Source organism: Pseudomonas sp. BP01 (assembly GCF_022760795.1).
Lineage (GTDB): Bacteria > Pseudomonadota > Gammaproteobacteria > Pseudomonadales > Pseudomonadaceae > Aquipseudomonas > Aquipseudomonas putida_Q.
The window spans coordinates 137,384-160,230 of sequence record NZ_JAFBKA010000008.1 but is presented as its reverse complement, the minus strand read 5'-3'; the positions used below and the strand labels follow the sequence as shown (position 1 = coordinate 160,230).

At 63.0% G+C, this 22,847-nt stretch carries 21 protein-coding genes and 1 riboswitch; of the genes, 11 read left to right on the top strand and 10 right to left on the bottom strand.

Features of this window, described 5'->3' with window-relative positions; all coding sequences use genetic code 11:
- Positions 1 to 99: 99 nt before the first annotated feature.
- From JOY50_RS09885 to tkt, 4 genes are all read right to left on the bottom strand, one after another.
- The gene (locus JOY50_RS09885) at positions 100 to 351 is read right to left on the bottom strand and encodes a hypothetical protein (protein ID WP_019471529.1); all 252 of its coding nucleotides are present in this window, start codon (positions 349 to 351) and stop codon (positions 100 to 102) included.
- Entirely contained in the window at positions 351 to 1,514 is a 1,164-nt protein-coding gene (locus JOY50_RS09880; protein WP_132845123.1) for a phosphoglycerate kinase, read from the bottom strand. The genes JOY50_RS09885 and JOY50_RS09880 overlap by 1 nt, the downstream gene beginning before the upstream one ends.
- A 12-nt stretch (positions 1,515 to 1,526) precedes the next feature.
- The gene (epd, locus tag JOY50_RS09875) at positions 1,527 to 2,588 is read right to left on the bottom strand and encodes an erythrose-4-phosphate dehydrogenase (protein ID WP_019471531.1); all 1,062 of its coding nucleotides are present in this window, start codon (positions 2,586 to 2,588) and stop codon (positions 1,527 to 1,529) included.
- 189 nt (positions 2,589 to 2,777) lie between these two features.
- Complete coding sequence (gene tkt / locus JOY50_RS09870) at positions 2,778 to 4,775, bottom strand: transketolase (protein ID WP_132845125.1); 1,998 nt, start codon at positions 4,773 to 4,775, stop codon at positions 2,778 to 2,780.
- A gap of 227 nt (positions 4,776 to 5,002) precedes the next feature.
- Between tkt and JOY50_RS09865 the strand changes: the two genes are divergently transcribed.
- The 4 genes from JOY50_RS09865 to JOY50_RS09850 all read left to right on the top strand — a co-directional run bounded on the left by JOY50_RS09865 (position 5,003) and on the right by JOY50_RS09850 (position 9,573).
- On the top strand, positions 5,003 to 5,995 hold the full coding sequence (locus tag JOY50_RS09865) for a metalloregulator ArsR/SmtB family transcription factor (RefSeq protein WP_019471533.1): 993 nt from the start codon (positions 5,003 to 5,005) through the stop codon (positions 5,993 to 5,995).
- Positions 5,996 to 6,013: 18 nt separating this feature from the next.
- Entirely contained in the window at positions 6,014 to 7,204 is a 1,191-nt protein-coding gene (gene metK / locus JOY50_RS09860) for a methionine adenosyltransferase (protein ID WP_019471534.1), read from the top strand.
- 144 nt (positions 7,205 to 7,348) lie between these two features.
- Positions 7,349 to 9,049: an NAD-dependent DNA ligase LigB gene (ligB, locus tag JOY50_RS09855; protein ID WP_132845130.1), complete on the top strand. Its 1,701-nt coding sequence runs from the start codon at positions 7,349 to 7,351 to the stop codon at positions 9,047 to 9,049.
- A 131-nt stretch (positions 9,050 to 9,180) separates the two neighbouring features.
- A complete protein-coding gene (locus JOY50_RS09850) occupies positions 9,181 to 9,573 on the top strand; it encodes a DUF1090 domain-containing protein (protein WP_019471536.1) in 393 nt (130 codons plus the stop codon).
- A 128-nt stretch (positions 9,574 to 9,701) separates the two neighbouring features.
- On the opposite strand, the gene JOY50_RS09845 is transcribed toward JOY50_RS09850, so the two are convergent.
- Positions 9,702 to 10,148 carry a cytochrome c gene (locus JOY50_RS09845; RefSeq protein ID WP_132845132.1) on the bottom strand — a complete coding sequence of 149 codons (447 nt, stop codon included), beginning with the start codon at positions 10,146 to 10,148 and terminating at the stop codon, positions 9,702 to 9,704.
- Between the two features lie 119 nt (positions 10,149 to 10,267).
- On the opposite strand from JOY50_RS09845, the gene JOY50_RS09840 reads away from it, so the two are divergent.
- Positions 10,268 to 11,419, top strand: coding sequence for a murein transglycosylase A (locus tag JOY50_RS09840; protein WP_019471538.1), 1,152 nt, complete (start codon positions 10,268 to 10,270; stop codon positions 11,417 to 11,419).
- A 49-nt stretch (positions 11,420 to 11,468) separates the two neighbouring features.
- On the opposite strand, the gene JOY50_RS09835 is transcribed toward JOY50_RS09840, so the two are convergent.
- On the bottom strand, positions 11,469 to 11,855 hold the full coding sequence (locus JOY50_RS09835) for an MAPEG family protein (RefSeq protein WP_016501953.1): 387 nt from the start codon (positions 11,853 to 11,855) through the stop codon (positions 11,469 to 11,471).
- A gap of 26 nt (positions 11,856 to 11,881) precedes the next feature.
- Complete coding sequence (locus JOY50_RS09830) at positions 11,882 to 12,715, bottom strand: DMT family transporter (RefSeq protein WP_132845134.1); 834 nt, start codon at positions 12,713 to 12,715, stop codon at positions 11,882 to 11,884.
- Positions 12,716 to 13,007: 292 nt separating this feature from the next.
- On the opposite strand from JOY50_RS09830, the gene JOY50_RS09825 reads away from it, so the two are divergent.
- Positions 13,008 to 14,243, top strand: a complete 1,236-nt coding sequence (locus JOY50_RS09825) for a sodium:proton antiporter (RefSeq protein WP_019471541.1) — start codon at positions 13,008 to 13,010, stop codon at positions 14,241 to 14,243.
- A 33-nt stretch (positions 14,244 to 14,276) separates the two neighbouring features.
- Here the strand turns inward: JOY50_RS09825 and JOY50_RS09820 are convergent, their stop codons facing one another.
- A complete protein-coding gene (locus JOY50_RS09820; RefSeq protein ID WP_016501956.1) occupies positions 14,277 to 14,678 on the bottom strand; it encodes an acyl-CoA thioesterase in 402 nt (133 codons plus the stop codon).
- A 178-nt stretch (positions 14,679 to 14,856) separates the two neighbouring features.
- Positions 14,857 to 14,953: riboswitch (S-adenosyl-L-homocysteine riboswitch) on the top strand.
- A 20-nt stretch (positions 14,954 to 14,973) separates the two neighbouring features.
- Here JOY50_RS09820 and ahcY point away from each other — a divergent pair.
- From ahcY to JOY50_RS09795, 5 genes are all read left to right on the top strand, one after another.
- Positions 14,974 to 16,383 carry an adenosylhomocysteinase gene (gene ahcY, locus JOY50_RS09815; RefSeq protein ID WP_132845137.1) on the top strand — a complete coding sequence of 470 codons (1,410 nt, stop codon included), beginning with the start codon at positions 14,974 to 14,976 and terminating at the stop codon, positions 16,381 to 16,383.
- 108 nt (positions 16,384 to 16,491) lie between these two features.
- Positions 16,492 to 17,337: a methylenetetrahydrofolate reductase [NAD(P)H] gene (gene metF, locus JOY50_RS09810; protein WP_019471542.1), complete on the top strand. Its 846-nt coding sequence runs from the start codon at positions 16,492 to 16,494 to the stop codon at positions 17,335 to 17,337.
- 93 nt (positions 17,338 to 17,430) lie between these two features.
- Positions 17,431 to 18,507, top strand: coding sequence for a hypothetical protein (locus JOY50_RS09805; RefSeq protein WP_132845139.1), 1,077 nt, complete (start codon positions 17,431 to 17,433; stop codon positions 18,505 to 18,507).
- A 216-nt stretch (positions 18,508 to 18,723) separates the two neighbouring features.
- On the top strand, positions 18,724 to 19,512 hold the full coding sequence (locus JOY50_RS09800) for an ABC transporter substrate-binding protein (protein ID WP_132845142.1): 789 nt from the start codon (positions 18,724 to 18,726) through the stop codon (positions 19,510 to 19,512).
- Between the two features lie 217 nt (positions 19,513 to 19,729).
- Positions 19,730 to 21,610, top strand: coding sequence for a DEAD/DEAH box helicase (locus tag JOY50_RS09795; protein WP_019471545.1), 1,881 nt, complete (start codon positions 19,730 to 19,732; stop codon positions 21,608 to 21,610).
- A gap of 55 nt (positions 21,611 to 21,665) precedes the next feature.
- Here the strand turns inward: JOY50_RS09795 and JOY50_RS09790 are convergent, their stop codons facing one another.
- Complete coding sequence (locus JOY50_RS09790) at positions 21,666 to 22,244, bottom strand: YceI family protein (RefSeq protein ID WP_019471546.1); 579 nt, start codon at positions 22,242 to 22,244, stop codon at positions 21,666 to 21,668.
- Positions 22,245 to 22,278: 34 nt separating this feature from the next.
- Positions 22,279 to 22,830: a cytochrome b gene (locus JOY50_RS09785; protein ID WP_019471547.1), complete on the bottom strand. Its 552-nt coding sequence runs from the start codon at positions 22,828 to 22,830 to the stop codon at positions 22,279 to 22,281.
- Positions 22,831 to 22,847: the final 17 nt, after the last annotated feature.

The window sequence follows — 22,847 nt, the reverse complement described above, 5'->3', positions numbered from 1 at the left end:
AACGCACTGTACCTGTGGGAGCGGGCGAGCCCGCGAAGGGCCGCACAGCGGCCCCTTCTTCAAGACCACAAATCAACCTTCAGGTTGCCTCTCACCCGATCAAGGGCAACCCGGCGCCTTGCGCTGGTGGTCTTCGTCGTACTTTTCCAGGCCTTCCGGGCCCACGCGCTTGCTGATGACCGGCACGGTTTCGGCCTGCCACTCGGACTGGTAGCAACCACCCTTGGGCGGATGCGCCGGGTCGCCATCCGAGGCCGGGCTGCCAGAGCAGGCGCTCAGCAGGCCCGCCAGTATCATCACAGGCAATTGCTTGACCATCAGGCCACTCCCTTTGCCAAGCGCCGACGTCATCAGGCCTTGGCCCGCTCTTCCAGGATTGCCACCGCTGGCAGGACCTTGCCCTCGACGAACTCGAGGAAGGCACCACCACCGGTAGAAATGTAGGAGATTTCCTTGCTGACGCCATATTTGTCGATGGCGGCCAGGGTGTCACCGCCACCGGCGATGGAGAACGCTGCGCTGTCGGCAATGGCTTTGGCCAGTACCTTGGTGCCGTTGCCGAACTGGTCGAACTCGAACACGCCAACCGGGCCGTTCCACAGGATGGTCTGCGACGACTTCAGCAGCTCGGCGAAGTTGGCTGCGGTTTGCGGGCCGATGTCCAGGATCATGTCGTCAGCAGCAACGTCGGCAATGGCTTTGACGGTGGCTTCGGCAGTTTCGGCGAACTCCTTGGCAACCACCACGTCGACTGGCAGCGGCACGCTGACCTTGGCGGCGATGGCCTTAGCGGTGTCGACCAGGTCAGGCTCGTACAGCGACTTGCCCACCGGGTGGCCAGCAGCCGCCAGGAAGGTGTTGGCAATACCGCCACCAACGATCAGCTGGTCGCACACACTGCTCAGGCTGTTCAGCACATCCAGCTTGGTGGACACCTTGGAGCCGGCAACGATGGCCGCCATTGGCTTGGCCGGGGCTTTCAGCGCCTTGCCCAGGGCATCCAGCTCAGCCGCCAGCAGCGGGCCGGCAGCGGCAACCTTGGCGAACTTGGCCACACCGTGGGTCGAACCTTCGGCGCGGTGAGCGGTGCCGAAAGCGTCCATTACGAACACATCGCACAGGCCAGCGTACTTCTGCGCCAGCTCGTCGGCGTTCTTTTTCTCGCCCTTGTTGAAGCGCACGTTCTCGAACAGCACCAGCTCACCGGCCTGAACCGCGACACCGTCCAGGTAGTCAGCAACCAGCGGCACATCACGGCCCAGGGCCTTGCTCAGGTAGTCGGCAACCGGCTTGAGGCTGTTCTCGGCAGAGAATTCGCCTTCGGTCGGGCGGCCCAGGTGCGAGCAGACCATTACCGCCGCGCCCTTTTCCAGCGCCAGCTTGATGGTCGGCAGCGCTGCCAGGATACGCGCGTCGCTGGTTACCACACCGTCCTTCACAGGCACGTTGAGGTCTTCGCGAATCAGTACGCGCTTACCTTGCAGGTCGAGGTCGGTCATCTTCAACACGGTCATGAATGCAGTCCTTCAGGGCTGTTTGTTGCGGGTTGGGTGAACGACGTGCAGAAAGTGTTCGGCAACGTCGAGCATACGGTTGGCAAAACCCCATTCGTTGTCGAACCAGGCCAGCAGGTTCACCAGCCGGGGGCCGGAAACACGGGTCTGGCTGGCATCGACAATCGCCGAATGCGGGTCATGGTTGAAATCACAGCTGGCGTGCGGCAGCTCGGTGTAGGCCAGCAAGCCTTTCAGCGGGCCTTCCAGCGCAGCCTCGCGCAACACCCGGTTGACCTCGGCCGCGCTGGTGTCGCGGGCGGTCTGCAGGGTGATGTCCAGGCACGAGACATTGACGGTCGGTACACGTACCGCTTTGGCCTGGATTCGCCCGGCAAGTTCCGGGAGCAGGCGCTCGATGCCACGTGCCAGACCAGTGGACACCGGGATGACCGACTGAAAGGCCGAACGCGTGCGGCGCAGGTCTTCGTGGTGGTAGGCGTCGATTACCGGCTGGTCGTTCATCGCCGAGTGGATGGTGGTGATCTGCACGTATTCGATGCCGAACGCCTGGTCCAGCACACGCAGCAGCGGCACGCCACAGTTGGTGGTGCACGAGGCATTGGACACCAGGCGCTCGCTGCCGGTCAGGCAGGCCTGGTTGATGCCGTAAACCACCGTGGCGTCAACATCGGCCTCGCTGGCCATGGGCTGCGAGAACAGCACCCTGGGTGCGCCGGCGTCGAGGAAACGCTGGCCATCGGCACGTGTGTTGTAAGCACCGGAGCACTCCAGCACCAGATCGATGTCCAGCGCAGCCCAGTCGATGCCTTCGGGGGTGGCACTGCGCATTACCTTCACGCAGTCGCCATTGATATGCAGACAGTCACCATCGACCCTCACCTCGCCGGGGAAACGCCCGTGGGTGGAGTCGAAGCGTGTCAGGTACTCAAGGCTGGCCTGGTCGGCCAGGTCGTTCAGCGCGACGATCTCGAAACCCGCCTTTGCCCCCCGCTCGAACAGCGCGCGCAGGACACAGCGGCCGATGCGGCCATAACCGTTGAGTGCAACTTTGTAGGGACGCGGGTGGGGCATTCGTTGGCTCGCTAACGCATGATGGCTTTTGGGGCCGCGTTGCGGCCATCGCGACACAAGGCCGCTCCTACAGATACCGCGGCAACATCGGGGTTGCGTGGTACCTGTAGGAGCGGCCTTGCGTCGCGATGGAGGGCGAAGCCCTCCCCTTGCACGACCTGGAGGGCGTCACTGCCCTCCATTGTTACATCAGTCTTCCAGCAGCTCTTCGGCAGTGCCCAGGATGTTATCCAGGGTGAAGCCGAACTCTTCAAACAGTGCAGAGGCCGGGGCCGACTCACCGTAGGTGGTCATGCCAATGATACGACCTTCCAGGCCGACGTACTTGTACCAGAAGTCGGCGTGGGCAGCTTCGATGGCGATGCGCGCACCCACTTCCAACGGCAGCACGGACTGCTTGTAGGCAGCGTCCTGCGCATCGAACACGCTGGTGCTCGGCATCGACACGACACGCACCTTGCGGCCTTGCTCGGTCAGTTTGTCGAAGGCCTGAACGGCCAGGCCCACTTCGGAACCGGTGGCGATAAGGATCAGCTCAGGCTCGCCAGCGCAGTCCTTGAGCACGTAGCCGCCACGGGCGATGTCGGCGATCTGCGCATCGCTGCGCACCTGATGCTGCAGGTTCTGACGCGAGAAGATCAGCGCCGACGGGCCGTCCTTGCGCTCCAGGGCGTGCTTCCAGGACACGGCAGATTCCACCGCGTCGGCCGGGCGCCAGGTGTCCAGGTTCGGCGTGCTGCGCAGGCTGGCCAGCTGCTCGATCGGCTGGTGAGTCGGGCCGTCTTCGCCCAGGCCGATGGAATCGTGGGTGTAGACGTGGATTACGCGCTGCTTCATCAGGGCAGACATGCGCACGGCGTTGCGGGCGTATTCCATGAACATCAGGAAAGTCGCGCCGTAAGGCACCAGGCCGCCGTGCAAGGCAACGCCGTTCATGATCGCGGTCATGCCAAACTCGCGCACGCCGTAGTACATGTAGTTGCCATTGGCATCTTCATGGCTGACGCCCTTGCAACCTTTCCACAGGGTCAGGTTGGAGCCGGCCAGATCGGCCGAGCCGCCCAGCAGTTCCGGCAGCAGCGGACCGAAGGCGTTCAGGGTGTTCTGGCTGGCCTTGCGGCTGGCAATGGTCTCGCCCTTGGCCGCGACTTCAGCAATATAGGCAGCGGCTTTTTCTGCGAAGTCGGCTGGCAGCTCACCGCTCAGGCGGCGCTTGAGCTCGCTGGCCAGCTCCGGGAAGGCAGCGGCATAGGCGTCGAAACGCTGGTTCCATTCGGCTTCGGCCTTGGCGCCGGCTTGCTTGGCATCCCACTCGGCGTAGATGTCGGCAGGGACTTCGAACGGACCGTGGTCCCAGTTCAATTCCTTGCGCGCCAGGGCGATTTCGTCGTTACCCAGCGGGGCACCGTGGCAGTCTTCCTTGCCCTGCTTGTTCGGCGAACCGAAACCGATGATGGTCTTGCAGCAGATCAGGGTCGGACGGTCGCTCTTGCGGGCGGTGTCGATGGCGGTACGGATCTCGTCGGCGTCGTGGCCATTGACGTTGCGGATCACCAGCCAGTTATAGGACTCGAAACGCTTCGGCGTGTCGTCGGTGAACCAGCCTTCCACTTCACCGTCGATGGAAATGCCGTTGTCGTCATAGAAGGCAACCAGCTTGTTCAGGCCCAGGGTGCCGGCCAGCGAGGCGACTTCATGGGAGATGCCTTCCATCATGCAGCCGTCGCCCAGGAACACGTAGGTGTTGTGGTCGACGACGTTGTGGCCTTCACGGTTGAACTGGGCACCCAGTACTTTCTCCGCCAGGGCAAAGCCCACGGCGTTGGCCAGGCCTTGGCCCAGTGGGCCGGTGGTGGTCTCGACACCCGGGGTATAGCCGAACTCCGGGTGGCCCGGGGTACGGCTGTGCAGCTGGCGGAACGATTTGAGGTCATCGATGGTGACGTCGTAGCCGGTCAGGTGCAGCAGCGAGTAGATCAGCATCGAGCCGTGGCCGTTGGACAGCACGAAGCGGTCACGGTCGGCAAAGCTCGGGTTGCTCGGGTTGTGCTTCAGATAGTCGCGCCAGAGCACTTCGGCGATATCCGCCATGCCCATCGGGGCACCTGGGTGGCCGCTGTTGGCCTTTTGCACGGCATCCATGCTGAGGGCACGAATGGCGTTGGCACGTTCACGACGGCTGGGCATCGCTGATCTCCTGGGGTCTTGAATAGGTAGTGTTACGAAAAAGGCGGCCATTTTCGCCCACTGGGGGGCTTTGGGGCAATGACGTATGGTCGCAGTCGGGGGATTTTCCTGTGATTGGCATTCAATTCGGGGCAAAACCGGGTTACCCGCCCCGCCCATCACCCAATATCAAAACTTTTTGATATTGGCCTTGCTAGGGCATCGATGCCTGTCTAGACTGCCGCCCCATGAACCTGCGCGCGCAATCGATCCCCGAGCAACGTGAAGCATTGGCAGCCCTGTGCAAAGCCAGTGGCGACGCGCTGCGCCTGAACGTATTGCGCGCCCTGGCCAACGACTCGTTCGGCGTGCTGGAGCTGGCGCAGATCTTCGACATCGGCCAGTCGGGCATGAGCCACCACCTGAAGGTGCTGGCCCAGGCCGAGCTGGTGGCAACCCGCCGCGAAGGTAACGCCATCTTCTATCGCCGCGCACTGCCCGACAGCCTGCGCCTGGGTGGTCGGCTGCATGCGGCGCTGCTCGAAGAAGTCGACGACCTGGCCCTGCCGCCGGCCGTGCAGGCGCGGATCGCCCAGGTGCAACAACGCCGCGCGGCCACAAGCCAGGACTTCTTCCTGCGCGTGGAAGAGAAGTTTCGCGCCCAGCAAGACCTGATCGCCGGCCTGCCGCAGTACCGCGAAAGCCTGCTGGCGCTGCTCGACAAACTGCATTTCGACCCGGCCGCCAGCGCCCTGGAGGTCGGCCCCGGTGACGGCGGCTTCCTCCCCGACCTGGCCCGGCGCTTCGCCCAGGTCACCGCCCTGGACAACAGCCCGACCATGCTCGAACTGGCGCGCCAGGTGTGCCAGCGCGAGGGGCTCGACAACGTGAACCTGCAGTTGGCCGATGCACTGGGTGCAACGGATGTGGCCGCCGACTGCGTTGTGCTGAACATGGTGCTGCACCATTTCAGCGACCCGGCCCTGGCCTTGAGCCAGTTGGCCAAACGGGTGAAGGCAGGCGGCAGCCTGCTGGTCACCGAATTGTGCAGCCATGACCAGGGGTGGGCGCGGGACGCCTGCGGCGACCTGTGGCTTGGCTTTGAACAGGACGACCTGGCCCGCTGGGCCAACGCTGCCGGGCTGGCCCATGGAGACAGCCTGTACGTGGGCTTGCGTAACGGTTTCCAGATCCAGGTCCGCCACTTCCAGCGGACGGCTGGCGACATACACCATCGGTAAATTTCAGGAACCTTCGAGATGAGCGAATACTCCCTTTTCACCTCCGAGTCCGTGTCCGAAGGGCATCCGGACAAGATCGCCGACCAGATTTCGGACGCCGTCCTTGATGCCATCATCGCCCAGGACAAATACGCCCGCGTAGCGTGCGAAACCCTGGTCAAGACCGGTGTCGCCATCATCGCCGGCGAAGTCAGCACCTCGGCCTGGGTCGACCTGGAAGACCTGGTGCGCAAGGTGATCATCGACATCGGCTACAACAGCTCCGACGTCGGCTTCGACGGGGCCACCTGCGCCGTGATGAACATCATCGGCAAGCAGTCGGTGGACATCGCCCAGGGCGTGGACCGCTCCAAGCCAGAAGACCAGGGCGCCGGTGACCAGGGCCTGATGTTCGGCTATGCCAGCAACGAAACCGAAGTACTGATGCCGGCACCAATCTGCTTCTCGCACCGCCTGGTCGAGCGCCAGGCCGAAGCGCGCAAGTCCGGCCTGCTGCCGTGGCTGCGCCCGGATGCCAAGTCGCAGGTCACCTGCCGCTACGAAAACGGCAAGGTGGTCGGTATCGACGCGGTGGTGCTGTCGACCCAGCACAACCCGGAAGTTTCGCAGAAAGACCTGCAAGAAGCCGTGATGGAGCTGATCGTCAAGCACACCCTGCCTGCCGAGCTGCTGCACAAGGGCACCCAGTACCACATCAACCCGACCGGCAACTTCATCATCGGTGGCCCGGTGGGTGACTGTGGCCTGACCGGCCGCAAGATCATCGTTGACTCCTACGGCGGCATGGCCCGCCACGGTGGTGGTGCGTTCTCCGGCAAGGACCCGTCCAAGGTCGACCGCTCCGCCGCCTATGCTGGCCGCTACGTAGCCAAGAACATCGTTGCCGCCGGCCTGGCCGAGCGTTGCGAGATCCAGGTGTCGTACGCCATTGGCGTGGCCCAGCCGACCTCCATTTCGATCAACACCTTCGGTACCGGCAAGGTCTCCGACGACAAGATCATCCAGTTGGTGCGCGAGTGCTTCGACCTGCGTCCGTACGCGATCACCACCATGCTTGACCTGCTGCACCCGATGTACCAGGAAACCGCTGCTTACGGCCACTTCGGCCGCACCCCGCAGCAGAAGACTGTCGGCGACGACACCTTCACCACCTTCACCTGGGAGCGCACCGACCGCGCCCAGTCGTTGCGTGACGCTGCCGGCCTGTAAGTTTCCTACAGCACCAGGCGAAAGCCCCTGCCGAGCAATCGGCAGGGGCTTTTTTGTGACATATCGGCTGACAATCGCGCGGCGGCAAGCGCCTGCGAACCTGCCTAGGCTTGGGGACCCACCCGCCATGCAAGGATGCTGGCCATGCCGTACCAGCTGCTGCTTGTCCTGCTGTTTGCGCTACACACCCCTCTGGCCAGCGCCACCTCATGCCCCGACTGGAAGCCGCAACAGGCAGAGGCCGAAGTTGCGCAACTGCGCGCCACGCTTGCCCGATGGGACGAGCACTACCATCGCCAGGGTCTTGCCCTGGTCGCCGATGAACTGTACGACCAAAGCCGCGAGCGCCTGAATCACCTGCAGCAATGCTTCGCGGTTGGCAGCAGCCCCTCCCCCCTGACCAGCGCTCGCGGCCCGGTCCCCCACCCAGTGCCGCATACCGGCGTCGACAAGCTGGCAGATCGCCAGGCCGTGGGGCGATGGCTCACCGGCAAGACCGGCGTGTGGGTACAGCCCAAGGTCGACGGTGTTGCAGTTTCCCTCACTTACCAGCAGGGCCGACTGGTACAGCTGACCAGCCGGGGTGACGGTGTACACGGCCATGACTGGAGCCGACACATCCCACAACTCGGCGCAATCACCCGACAATTGTCCACGCCGGTTGACCTGCACTTGCAAGGTGAACTGTATCTGCGCCTGAACGAACACGTACAAGCCCAGGCAGGCAGCGCCAACGCCCGCGGCACCGTAGCCGGGCTGCTCGCACGCAAGCAAATGACCGCCGAGCAAGGGAACACTATCGGCCTGTTCGTGTGGGGCTGGCCGCAAGGCCCCGACCAACAGGCCGAACGCCTCGCACAACTGGAGCAACTGGGTTTCCCCGACAGCCAACGTTACAGCATCGCCATCGACACGCTGGAAGATGCAGCCCATTGGCGCGAGCACTGGTATCGCTCCCACCTGCCCTTCGCCACCGACGGTGTGATCCTGCGCCAGGGCAGTCGGCCGCCCGCCGAGCGCTGGCAAGCCAAGGCGCCGTACTGGATCGCAGCCTGGAAATACCCTTATGTGCAAGCCTTGGCCGAAGTACGCGACGTGCGCTTTCGGGTTGGCCGCACCGGCAGGGTCACGCCCATTGTGCATGTGCAGCCGGTAACCCTCGATGACAGGCGCATTACCCAGGTAAGCCTTGGCTCGCTGGCGCGCTGGCAAGCACTGGATATCGGCCCCGGCGACCAGGTGGCCATCAGCCTTGCCGGCCTGACCATTCCACGGCTCGATCACGTCGCGCACCGCGCTGTCGAGCGCCAAACCCTGGCCGCGCCTGTTCCCGAGCAGCATCACGCGCACAGCTGCTGGCAGGCCAGCGAGGGCTGTGAGGAACAATTCATTGCCCGGCTCACCTGGCTTGGCGGGAAACACGGCCTGGCCTTGCCGCGCACCGGGCCCGGGACATGGCGCCGGCTGGTAGAAGCTGGCCTGGTAACGTCAATGACCGATTGGCTGCATCTCGATGCCGAGCGCCTGCAGCAGGTCCCCGGCATAAGCAGCCTGGCGGCGGCACAGCTGCTGGGCAGTTTCGACCAAGCGCGCTCACGCCCCTTCGATCAGTGGCTACGCGGCATTGGCGCACCCGTCGGCAAGCATCTACAACTGACGGGCGACTGGCCAGAGCTGGCTTCGCGCAGTACCGGGCAATGGCAAACCGTGCCCGGCATCGGCGCAAAACGCTCGCGCCAACTTGTGGATTTCTTCGCGGCCCCTGAGGTGCAAGCCATTGCTGCACGGCTGGCGAAAACCGGCATAGAGGGGTTCCCCGCTACGCCCCAGCGCATTGAGCAATGATTTTTTACCATTTAGCTTGTAGGAAAACCCGAGATTCAAGCGGAAAACCCCACCAAGGGTTCCTAAATGGGCAAAACCAAGGCAGGATTTCCACCAACTTTTGCTGCCCCGCCCCGTTCAGGAGGCTTTTCATGAAACGCATTTCGACTCTTTTCCTGCTCGCATCACTCGGTTTGGCTGCAGGTGCCGTGCAAGCCGCCCAGCCAGACCCAGGCCTGACCGGCTGCGCCGCCAAGCGCAGCGCCATCGAGAACCAGCTGAAAATTGCCCGCGACCACGGCAATAGCGGCCAGGTCGCAGGGCTGGAGGAAGCACTGCGTGGCGTGGACAACTGCACCGACGCGAGCCTGCGCAAAGAGCGAGAGCAAAAGGTGCTGGATGCACGTCACGAAGTGGCGCAGCGGGAAAAAGACCTGAAGAAAGCCGAGAAAAAAGGCGACGCGGAGAAGATCAACAAGCGCAAGGACAAGCTTGCCGAGTCGCGCAAAGAGCTGCAGGAAGCCGTGGACGATCTGGATCGCTGACAGCGATTCGCGTTGCCCTTACTGGCCTCATCGCCGGCAAGCCAGCTCCCACAGGTATCACACTGCCTTCAATTACTGCGCAGTACCTGTGGGAGCTGGCTTGCCGGCGATGAGGCCACAGCAGGCCATCAATGATTACGAAACTCGGTATGGCACGCCTTGCACGCTGCTTCGACCTTGTCCATCGGCGCTTTCAATTGCGCAGCATCCAGCGGCTGGGTGCGGCTGACATCGACCAGCTCGCCGGTGACGCTTTCCAGCTGCCGGGCCAGGTCATGAAAGCGCGCCTGCCGCTCCCACACCTCTGCGCGCGCGGCGCTATCACCGCCATCGCGCACTTGCGGAAAATGCTGCCACGGCTGTTGCGAAAGGTTGTCCAGCTTCAGCGCACCGTCGGCAAACTTCAGCCCGTCGAACGGCAACCGGCCGCGCAGCATACCGCCCAGGTCTTCGCTGGTGTTGAGCATGTCCTTGAAGATTACCTTGCGCTTGCCCAGCGGCGAGTTGGGGTCAACCCGGTCACAACCACTCAGGGCCAGGGCGGCCAGCAGAACAACGGTCAATCGCTTCAACATCACGCTCACTTCGGCCTACGCAAATGGGCGGCCAGTATCACCGCCCAAGGGCCAAACACCAATAGCCACATAAAAAACAGGGGCGAATCTTCATGTTCGCCCATGACAGGAATGCACACATGACATCTGCCTTGCGCCACCTGGCCTGGACACTCCCGGTGCTGGCCTTGCTGGCCGGCTGCAACGGCGGCGAGAACGCCAAGCCCGAGCCCCACGCCATTGCCACCTATGCCCCGGCCACATGGCAAGACCTGCCCGCGGTCAGCGACGAAGACCTGCTGGCCGGTTTCTACGCCTGGCGCAGCGGCTGTGAAAAGCTCAAGCGCGACCCAGTGTGGGCCGCCACCTGCGAAGCGGCCGGCAGCGACACGGCGAGCGCCGCCCAGGTCCGTACCTTCCTTGAACAGAACCTGCAGGTATACGGCCTGCGCTCCGCCGATAACAATGCCAACGGCCTGATTACCGGTTACTACGAACCAGTCTACCCCGGCAGCCTGAGCCAATCGGCGACCAATCATGTGGCGGTCTACGGCATCCCTGATGACATGATCGTGGTCGACCTGGCCAGCGTGTACCCCGAACTCAAGGGGAAACGCCTGCGCGGTCGGCTTGATGGCCGGGTGCTCAAGCCATACGACACTGCCGAAGTGATCAACCGCAACGGCGTCAAGGCACCGGTGCTGGCCTGGCTGACGGACCCGATGGACCTGCAATTCCTGCAAATCCAGGGTTCTGGCCGGGTACAACTGGAAGACGGCCGTCAGTTGCGCCTTGGCTACGCCGATCAGAATGGCCACCCCTACCGGCCAATCGGCCGCTGGCTGGTGGAGCAGGGCCAGCTGAAAAAAGAAGAAGTGAGCATGGGTGCCATTCATGCCTGGGCCCAGGCCAATCCGCAGCGTGTCCCGGAACTGCTGGCCAGCAACCCTAGCTACGTGTTCTTCAGCACTCGCCCAGACAGTAACGAAGGCCCGCGCGGCTCGTTGAACGTACCGCTCACCGCCGGCTACAGCGTGGCCATCGACCGCAAGGTGATTCCGCTGGGCAGCCTGTTGTGGCTATCCACCACGCGCCCCGACGGGTCGCCAGTGGTGCGCCCTGTAGGCGCTCAGGACACTGGTGGGGCGATAGCGGGTGAAGTGCGTGCCGACCTGTTCTGGGGCACCGGGCCGGAAGCCGGCGAGCTGGCCGGGAACATGAAGCAGCAGGGGCAGATCTGGATGCTGTGGCCCAAAGGCCAACCGCTGCCTGAGGTACCTAAGGTACCTTGATCGGTGTTGCCTTCTTCGCGGGCAAGCCCGCGAAGCAGGCAACGCGGTTTCAGATGGAAACCACGAAGAACGACACGATAATTGCCAACCCGGCAAACCACACCAGCGAGCGCAAGGCAGCCCAATCGGCCAGGTAGCAGATGATGTAAAGCAAGCGGCTGGTGATGTACATCACCCCCAGCACATCCTGCGTCACCTGCTCGGCGTTGCCGACGATATCCGCCACCAGCACCGCCGCAGCAAATGCCGGGAATGCCTCGTAGCCATTCTGCTGCGCAGCATGGGCACGCCGCGGCAAGCCCGACAAGGTATCAAGGAAGGCTCGCGGGTCGTGATTGTCCTTGAGGCCGAACCGGCCGCTGGCCACCTTGGCGATCAAGGCACACAGCGGGTTCAGCAGCAGCGCGATCAGGATGCACCACAGGGCAACGGTCATGCTCAGACTCCTTGTTCGAAAATGGGTTAGAGCTTCATCACCAGCATGCCTGCCAGGACCAGCCCGCAAGCTAGGAGTCTCGGCCCGCCAAAAGGTTCTTTGAGGTAGCGCATACCCAGCAGCACCACCAGGATCACGCTCAACTCCCGCAACGCGGCAGCCTCGGCCACCGACCCCAGGTGCATGGCCCACAACACCAGGGCATAGCTGAACAATACGCAGAACCCTACCGCCAGCCCCAGGCGCCATTGGGTTCGCCAGAACAGCACGAACGGCGCCCGCCGCGCTACACCAGCCAGCAACGGGAATTGCCAAGCACTGAGCAGGGTCAGCCACACCAGGTAATCCCACGGTTTGCCCCACAGTCGCACGGCCTGGCCGTCGAACCAGGTGTAGCAACCAATGCACAGGCCAATCAACGCAACCACCGGCAACATCGACCAGGGCAGCCGGTCACCGCCGCCGCCCTGCCACAACAGGCAGGCCATTCCACAGGGGATCAACAGGATACCGATGATCTGCTGCTGGCTCAGCGACTCCCCGGCAAAGGCCAGGGTCAGCCCCAGCACCACCAGCGGCGACAGCCCGCGCATCAGAGGATAGACCAGCCCCAGGTCGCCCACTTGGTAGGCTTTTATCAGCAGGTAGCGGTACAGCTGCTCGGCCAACGCTGAGGCTATCAACCAGGGCCATATTTCAGCTGGCGGCACATCGACGAAGGATACCGCCAGCACCGCGAACACCAGGGCCACCGTGTCCATGCTGGCGATCACCAGCAAGCGCTCGCCGCTGAATTTGATCAGCGTATTCCAGGTCGCATGCAGCAAGGCGGCGACCAGCACCAGGGATGTTGCCAACACGCCTTCTTATCCTTAATGGCTTTTTATTGATGTGAATATATAGCGTTCAGGGGCCGCTGTACGGCCCAATCGCCGGTAAGCCAGCTCCCACATTGACCGCGCCGCTTTCAAGGTTGATGCCGTACATGTGGGAGCTGGCTTGCCGGCGATTGGGCTGCGCAGCAGCCCCTTACATGGGAACGATTGGAACGAATCCGGTCAAAGCTTGTGTCCCGAACCCCGCGCCAGGTCATCAAAGAACTGCCCGAGCCATTCGGGTAACGACTTGGAAGCCACTGTCACAGGATTCGGGATGCTTGAATTAGTTGCCGCGTTTATCTGCCTCACCACCCTCCTTACCTATGTAAATTACCGTTTCATCGGCCTGCCCCCCGCCATCGGCGTGATGGTTACGGCACTGCTGTTCTCCCTGATGCTGCAGGGCCTTAGCCTGATCGGCTTCCCTGGCCTGGAAGAGCGCGTCGAAGGGCTGATGAACCAGATCGATTTCAACGACCTGTTGATGCACTGGATGCTGGCGTTCCTGCTGTTTGCCGGCGCCTTGCACGTAAACCTCAGCGATTTGCGCAGTTACCGCTGGCCGATCGGCTTGCTCGCGACGATTGGGGTGCTGATCGCCACTGTGGTCATCGGCTACCTGTCCCACTGGGTATTCGCGATGTTCGGCTGGCAAGTGCCGCTGATCTACTGCCTGCTGTTCGGTGCGCTGATCTCGCCCACCGACCCGATTGCCGTGCTGGGCGCGTTGCGTACCGCAAACGCCTCCAAACCGCTGAAAACCACCATCGTCGGCGAGTCGCTGTTCAACGACGGTACCGCGGTAGTGGTGTTCACCGTGTTGCTGGGCATCATCCAGCTGGGCGAAACGCCGAGCATGACCGACACGGCGATCCTGTTCGCCCGCGAGGCCATTGGCGGCGTGGTATTTGGTGGTCTGATCGGCTACGCCACCTACCGCATGATCAAGAGCATCGAGCAGTACCAGGTAGAAGTCATGCTGACCCTGGCGCTGGTCATCGGTGGCTCGGCCATGTGCTACGAGCTGCACGTTTCGGCGCCGATCGCCATGGTGGTGGCCGGCCTGATCATCGGCAACCTGGGACGCAACCTGGCGATGAACGACATGACCCGTCGCTACATGGACGGTTTCTGGGAGCTGATCGATGACATGCTCAACGCCCTGCTGTTCGCACTGATCGGCCTGGAGCTGTTGCTGCTGCCGTTCAACTGGATGCACCTGGCGGCCGGCGGCGTGCTGGCGCTGGCGGTCCTGCTGTCGAGGCTACTGACCGTGGCCCCGGCCATTGTGTTGCTGCGCCGCTGGCGCCCGGTGCCCAAGGGCACGGTGCGGGTACTGACCTGGGGTGGCCTGCGTGGCGGGGTGTCGGTGGCCCTGGCACTGTCGCTGCCACTGGGCGAGGAGCGTGACCTGCTGCTGTCGATCACCTACATCGTGGTGTTGTCCTCGATCCTGGTGCAAGGCTTGAGCATCGGGCGGGTGGTGCGCAAGGTCAGCGCCCAGCCGTAAGATTGTCGGGGCCGCTTTGCGGCCCCAGCATGTTTACTCGACTGCAGAATCCGGGAACTGGTCCTGGACATACTTGATCTCGGTGCGCCCGTGCGCTGCCGGCAAGCCGTCTTCACCCAGGTTGACGAACACCATCTTGTCGACGGTCAGAATGCTCTTGCGGGTGATCTTGTTGCGCACTTCACACTTGAGGGTGATCGAGGTGCGGCCGAACTCGGTGGCAGTGATGCCCAGTTCGATGATGTCGCCCTGACGCGAAGCGCTGACGAAGTTGATTTCCGATATGTACTTGGTCACTACGCGCTGGTTGCCCAACTGGACGATGGCGTAAATGGCCGCCTCTTCGTCGATCCAGCGCAACAGGCTGCCACCGAACAGGGTGCCGTTGGGGTTGAGGTCTTCGGGTTTAACCCACTTGCGGGTGTGAAAGTTCATCTGTACTCCTGACCTGCTTGGCTAACGTGTAGCAATGATGGCAGAGCGGCCGCCATCGCTCCATTGAACATCGACTATCGTCTCGATTAATCGACAGAAAACCTTGGGCAAGTGGCCGCGCGCGGCTATAATCTGCGCCGTTTCACATGGTCGCCCACTGCGGCGCCATGCTCGCCACCTGTCCGAGGGGCGCTGCAGCAGGCTAGGCCTGTCAGGCTCGGATGGGGCGTTGTCCGCTCCCGCGGACGCTCAACGCACAACGGCGCCCATTCGCACACTACGAATGGAGGCTCTCATGAGCGCTGTAAACACGCCTGCTGGTTTTACCGATTTCAAAGTCGCCGACATCTCCCTGGCCGCCTGGGGCCGTCGCGAAACCATCATCGCCGAATCGGAAATGCCAGCCCTGATGGGCCTGCGTCGCAAGTACCTGACCGAGCAACCGCTCAAGGGTGCGAAGATCCTGGGCTGCATCCACATGACCATTCAGACCGCCGTGCTGATCGAAACCCTGGTAGCCCTGGGTGCCGAAGTACGCTGGTCGTCCTGCAACATCTTCTCTACCCAGGACCAGGCCGCCGCGTCCATCGCCGCCGCCGGCATCCCGGTGTTCGCCTGGAAGGGTGAAACCGAAGAAGAGTATGAGTGGTGCCTGGAGCAGACCATCCTCAAGGATGGCCAGCCATGGGACGCCAACATGATCCTCGACGACGGCGGTGACCTGACCGAGCTGCTGCACAAGAAATACCCGCAAGTGCTGGACCGCGTGCACGGTGTGACCGAAGAGACCACCACCGGCGTGCACCGCCTGCTGGACATGCTGGCCAAGGGCGAGCTGAAAGTCCCGGCGATCAACGTCAACGACTCGGTTACCAAGAGCAAGAACGACAACAAGTACGGCTGCCGTCACAGCCTGAACGACGCCATCAAGCGTGGTACCGACCACCTGCTGTCGGGCAAGCAGGCCCTGGTGATCGGCTACGGTGACGTGGGTAAGGGCTCGGCCCAGTCCCTGCGTCAGGAAGGCATGATCGTCAAGGTCACCGAAGTTGACCCAATCTGCGCCATGCAGGCCTGCATGGACGGTTTCGAGCTGGTCTCGCCGTTCATCGACGGTATCAACGACGGCACCGAAGCCAGCATCGACAAGCCCCTGCTGGGCAAGATCGACCTGATCGTCACCACCACCGGTAACGTCAACGTCTGCGATGCCAACATGCTCAAGGCCCTGAAGAAGCGTGCCGTGGTCTGCAACATCGGCCACTTCGACAACGAGATCGACACCGCCTTCATGCGCAAGAACTGGGCCTGGGAAGAGGTCAAGCCGCAGGTGCACAAGATCCACCGCACCGGCGCTGGCAGCTTCGACCCGCAGAACGACGACTACCTGATCCTGCTGGCCGAAGGCCGTCTGGTCAACCTGGGTAACGCCACTGGCCACCCAAGCCGCATCATGGACGGTTCGTTCGCCAACCAGGTGCTGGCACAGATCTTCCTGTTCGAGCAGAAGTACGCCGACCTGTCGGCCGAGAAGAAAGCCGAGCGCCTGACTGTTGAAGTACTGCCGAAGAAGCTCGACGAAGAAGTGGCCCTGGAAATGGTCCGCGGCTTCGGCGGCGTGGTTACCAAGCTGACCAAGCAGCAAGCCGACTACATCGGCGTGACCGTCGAAGGCCCGTTCAAGCCACACGCCTACCGCTACTAAGTAGTCGCTGGCAACGCTTCGCAACGATGCCCAAGCCAGGCCGGCCCCCACCGCCCTGGCTTTTACTTGCAGCCTGCCGCTTGAAGCAGGCTGCTTGAGGAACGAGTAATGTCACAAGAACGCCGCTACAGTTTCGAGTTCTTCCCGACCAAGACCGACGCCGGTCACGAAAAGCTGATGGGCGTCGCCCGCCAGCTGGCCACCTACAACCCGGACTTCTTCTCCTGCACCTACGGTGCCGGTGGCTCGACCCGCGACCGCACGCTGAACACCGTGCTGCAGCTGGAAAACGAAGTGAAGGTACCGGCCGCACCGCACCTGTCGTGCGTGGGCGACTCCAAGGACGACCTGCGCACCCTGCTGGCGGAATACAAGGCTGCCGGCATCAAGCGCATCGTCGCCCTGCGTGGCGACCTGCCGTCGGGCATGGGCATGGCCAGTGGCGAACTGCGCTACGCCAGCGACCTGGTCGAGTTCATCCGCCAGGAAACCGCTGACCACTTCCACCTGGAAGTGGCCGCCTACCCGGAAATGCACCCGCAGGCGCGCAACTTCGAAACCGACCTGGCCAACTTCGTGCACAAGGTCAAGGCTGGCGCCGACAGCGCCATCACCCAGTACTTCTTCAACGCCGACAGCTACTTCTACTTCGTCGAGCGCGCACAGAAGCTGGGCGTGGACATCCCGGTAGTGCCCGGCATCATGCCGATCACCAACTACAGCAAGCTGGCCCGCTTCTCCGACGCCTGCGGCGCCGAAATCCCGCGCTGGATCCGCAAGCAGCTGGAAGCCTATGCCGACGACACCGCCAGCATTCAGGCATTTGGCGAAGAAGTGATTACCCGCATGTGCGAACAGCTGCTGCAAGGCGGCGCACCGGGCCTGCACTTCTACACCTTGAACCAGGCCGAGCCGAGCCTGGCGATCTGGAACAACCTGAAGCTGCCGCGCTGAAACTTTTTGGCAACGTCTGCTTAAGAAATGGTTAAGGCTTTGGTCATAGACTAAAGCCTTATTCATTTTCGGGTTATACAGGTCTTGCCAGCCATGCAGCATCCCCAGCCATCGCGCCCGCAGCTTGTCTACCTGGCTTTTGGCCCAGCAACCTACCATCAGGAAGCCTGCTTCAGCATCGTCAGCGCCCTCACCCACTTGGGGCCGGCAGCCGCCGAAGCCATGGACATCCAGGTGTACACCGACAACCCGCAGCCCTACGCCAAGTTGCCCGTCACCGTCCATTTGCTGGACGAAGCCACGCGCCAGGAATGGAACGCCCCTCACGGTTATCATTTTCGCAGCAAGCATGTGCTGCTGCGCCAAGTGCTGCAGCAACACCCGCTGGCAGTGCTGATCGACACCGACACCTTCTTCCGCACTTCGCCCCTGCAGCTGTTCGCCCGGGTGGCCCCTGGCAAGCTGCTGTGCAATGCCATCGGCCCGCGCTATGGCGCAAACCAGAAGTGCCTGCTGTACCGGAACCTGCTGTCCATCCTGCAAGCCCGGGGCTTGGCCGACTGCCAGATGCCACTGGTCAATTCCGGGGTGATCGGCCTTACCGCCGAGGACGCCAGCACCCTGGACCGCTCCATCGACATGATGGACGAGTTCTACCCGCTGGCGCGCGAGGCCTACACCCTCGAGGAGTTTTGCCTGGCAGTGGCGGCGTACCGCACGCTGGAGGTGGCCGAGTGCACCGACGTCATCCATCACTACTGGAGCCGCAAGGCGCAGTTCCGCGCCAAGATCCAGGCCTGGCTGCGCAAGCACGGCCATGACCCGCTGAGCCAGGCGGCCTTGGCCGACGTCACCCTGGTCAACGACCAGCTACCACGGCCGCCTGCCCTGCACCGCCTGGGTTACAAGGCCCTGAGCCTGACCCTGCCCAGCCACGAACGCCAGTTCGCCCGCGAGCTGTTGTATGGCTGCTACCCCTACCCCAACGAATTCGACCGCGCCTGCGCGCCGGCCTGGTGGGACAAGGCCCTGGAAAACCTCAATGCCCGTAATGGCCAGATGCAGCCCGAGCAACTGCGCCAGTGCTTGCGCCACCCGGGGTTGCGCCTGTCATTGGGTGAACGGCGCAAGGAGATCGAGGTGCATCTGCTGAGAACATCGCAAGGCTGATACGCCCGCAACCCCATTGCCTTACACCATCCCTGTGGGAGCGGGCAGGCCCGCGACGCAGGCAACGCGGAAGGGGGCACCGGCTTCGCCGGTGTTCGCGGGCATGCCCGCTCCCACAAATCAGTATCTGAGCAGGGCAATTGCCCCACTGAGATCGGGGCCGCGTTGAATATCAGGCCTCTGGCCTTGGTTCGGCCGACCGCGTAATCTCCGGCCATGCCACTCGTCGCCCGCCTGTTCTGGATCCTGCTGCTCGCCTGCCTGAGCCCGTTGGCCCTGGGCGAGCGCCTGCGCCTGGTCTCCGATGACTGGGCACCCTACGTCTATCAGCACGATGGCCAGCCCCGCGGTATCGACTACGAAGTCACCACCGAGGTATTCAAACGCCTGGGTGTAGAGGTGGAATGGCAGTTCCTGCCGTGGAAGCGCTGCCTGGCAATGATCGAGCAAGGCCTGGCCGACGGCATTCTGGACATTTTCCAGAGCGAAACCCGGCGCCCCTATCTGGTGTATGCCCCCGAGCACTTGTCGCAGGTCGAGTTCGTGCTGTTCCAGGCCCGGGCACGCCGCCATGCCATCGCCGGGCCTGACGACCTCGTGGGCCTCACCGTGGGCACCTCGCCCGGCTACGCCTATGGCGACGCGTTCAACCAGGCCACCCATTTTCGACGTGAAGCCGCGCCGACCCAGGAAGCCAACTTTGGCAAACTGCTGCTGGGACGTATAGATTTGGCAATTACCGACCGCGTGGTCGGGCATTACCTGATCCGGCATCTTGGCCTGGAGCAACAGGTCGAGGAACTGCCTCTGGTGATCAACCGCCAAGCCCAGTACCTGGGGCTGGTGCGCAAGCCAGGGCGTGAAACACTGGCCTTGGCCTTTGCCGAAGAACTGCAGCGTTTCAAGCAGGAACCGGCCTTTACCGCCATCAGCCACCGTTACACAGGCGACATCGAAAACATTCTCAACGCCGTTGAGCAGCAGGAAAGCAGCACAGCGCGATAGCTCTGTTATACTCGGGCCTTCCCGCCCGGCTCACGCCCGGACGCTCGGCCTCGCAACAGGCATCCCGATCGGCACCGACGCGCCTTCGCGTCACCCTCCGTTTCCCGGATGTGCAGTGAAAGCCCAGCTGGACCGGACGCGATCGCATCCCACCGATGCCCGTCGCGCCAGGCAGAACATCCCAACGGGCCCAGCCCACACGAGAACAGGATCGCCCATGTCCTTTGCTTCCCTCGGTCTCTCCGAGGCTCTTGTCCGCGCTATCGAGGCTGCGGGCTATACCCAGCCGACCCCCGTGCAACAGCGGGCGATTCCCGCCGTGTTGCAAGGCCGCGACCTGATGGTTGCCGCCCAGACAGGTACTGGTAAGACCGGCGGCTTCGCCCTGCCGATTCTCGAGCGCCTGTTCCCGGCCGGCCACCCCGACAAGTCGCAGCGTCACGGCCCGCGCCAGCCTCGCGTGCTGGTCCTGACCCCGACCCGCGAGCTGGCAGCCCAGGTGCACGACAGCTTCAAGGTCTATGCCCGTGACCTGCCACTGGTCAGCGCCTGCATCTTCGGCGGCGTTGGCATGAACCCGCAAGTCCAGGCGATTGCCAAGGGCGTTGACGTGCTGGTTGCCTGCCCGGGCCGCCTGCTCGACCTGGCCGGCCAAGGCAAGGTCGACCTGGCCCACGTTGAAATTCTGGTGCTCGACGAAGCCGACCGCATGCTCGACATGGGCTTCATCCACGACGTCAAGAAGGTACTGGCCCGCCTGCCATCCAAGCGCCAGAACCTGCTGTTCTCGGCCACCTTCTCCAAGGACATCACCGACCTTGCCGACAAGCTCCTGCACAACCCGGAGCGTATCGAGGTCACGCCGCCGAACACCACCGTCGAGCGTATCGAGCAGCGCGTCTACCGCCTGCCCGCCAGCCACAAGCGTGCGCTGCTGGCCCACCTGATCACCCTGGGTGCCTGGGAACAGGTACTGGTGTTTACCCGTACCAAGCACGGCGCCAACCGCCTGGCCGAGTACCTGGAAAAACAAGGCCTGACCGCCGCCGCGATTCACGGCAACAAGAGCCAGAACGCCCGCACCAAGGCCCTGGCCGACTTCAAGGCCAACAGCGTGCGCGTACTGGTCGCCACCGACATCGCCGCCCGCGGCCTGGACATCGACCAGTTGCCCCACGTGGTCAACTTCGAGCTGCCGAATGTCGAGGAAGACTACGTGCACCGTATCGGCCGTACTGGCCGGGCCGGTCGTTCGGGCGAGGCCATTTCGCTGGTCGCGCCGGATGAAGAAAAGCTGCTCAAGAGCATCGAACGGGTAACCCGGCAGAAGATCGCCGACGGCGACCTGATGGGCTTTGACGCCAGCCAGGTGGAAGCCGAGAAACCCGAAGTACGCGAGCGCCCGCAGGCCAACGGCCGTGGCGGTCGCAACCAGCCACGCGGCGAAGGCGGCAAAGACGCCAACGGTGGCCGCAAGGACAAAGGCAAGGATAAAGGCAAGGCCAAGCAACCAGCTGCCGCGAAGCCTGCAGATAAGGAAAAGTCCGGCGACAAGCCGCAGCAGCGCAAGCCGCGTGACAACAAGCCGCGCCAGCAGCAGGCCAGCCAGAACAGCACACCCAAGGCGCCCGCCGACCGTGCCCCGGATGAGTTCCTGGATGACGAAGTCGACAACTTCGGTAACCGCGCCGATTACGTCAGCCCTTACCAAGGCAAGAACCAGGGGCGTAACCGTCGCCCTGGCGGTGGTACTGGCGCAGGCCAGAGCCAAGGCCAAGGTGCTGCCCCGCGCAGCAACGGGGGCGGTGGTCAGGCTCGCAATGGCGGCCAGCCCCGCAGTGCCAACGGTGAGAAGCGTCCACCGCGCAACAACAATGGTGGCGGTGCACGCCGTGATGGCGGTGGCCGGGGTCGCCCGGCCCGTGACGATGCTGCCCGGCAAGAACCGGCCGTGCGCAACCCGCGCCAGCCGGAAAAACAGCCGGTGATCATCCGCAAGGAGTCCAAGCTCGACCGTTTCCCGACGCCTGAGCAACTGGATGACCTGCCAAGCCGCCCGCGCGGTGAGCGTCCTGCCCTGCTGACCCGCAAGGGCTGATAGAAAGCATGAGGGGGCTGCGAAGCAGCCCCCTCGGTCTTTCACTTAAAGCAGATTACTTCTGCTTCACACCTTCAACACTGATATCCAGGTCCAGGGTCTGCGAAGTCGCGCCTGGGCCTTTGATGCCGAAGTCGTTCAGGTTAAGGGTGGTGGTGGCGTTGAAACCAGCGCGCTCACCGCCCCATGGGTCCTTGCCTTCACCGTTGAAGGTGGCCTTGAAGGTGACCGGCTTGGTCACGCCGTGCAGGGTCAGGTCGCCGGTCACGTCAGCAGTCTTGTCGCCAGTCGACTTGACGGCGGTGGAGACGAACTTGGCTTGAGGATACTTCTTCACGTCGAGGAAATCGGCGCTGGCAATGTGCTTGTCACGCTCGGCGTGGTTCGACCACAGGCTGGCGGTTTTCAGGTCGACGCTGATCTTGCTGGCTTCAGGCTTGGCGCTGTCCCAGGTGAAGTTGCCGTCAAAGTCCTTGAACGTACCGTGAATGAAGCTGTAGCCCAGGTGGCTGATCTTCCAGTCAACGAACGCGTGCTGGCCTTCCTTGTCGATCTTGTACTCGGCAGCCATGACCTGGCCGGCGGAAAGCAGAGCGGTACCGAGCGCCAGAGCGGCAAAAGTCTTTTTCAACATCCTTATTTCCTTCCTATGCAATTGAGGTTGAGAGTCAAGCTTTGCGGCCCAACATGCGGGTCAGGGTCGCGTCACGGTCGATGAAATGGTGCTTGAGCGCTGCCAGGGCATGCAGCACGGCAAAAATCACCAGGCCCCAGGCCAGCCACAGATGAATCACGCCAGCCACATCTGCCTGGTCAGGCAGGTCGCTGATCAGTGCCGGCACCTCGAACAGTCCGAACACCGGAATGCCGACGCCGTCGGCGGTAGAAATCAGGTAACCGGCAGCCATCACCGCAAACAGACCAAGGTACAAGGCCAGATGGCCTAGCTTGGCCGCCAGGCGCGTGACTGCGCCATGGTTGGCGGGTGCCGGTGGTGGGGGGCTGATGAAACGCCAGACCACCCGCAGCAGCATCACCGCCAGCAGCACCAGGCCGATGCTTTTGTGCAGGTCCGGGCCGGCTTTGCGCCAAGGGCTGTAGTAGTCGAGGCCGACCATCCACAGGCCCAGGCCGAACAGGCCGAACACTGCCAGCGCCACGCCCCAGTGCAGGATGATGCTGACCACGCCGTAGCGAGAAGGTGAATTGCGCAGTTGCATGTTGGCGTGTTTCCCCG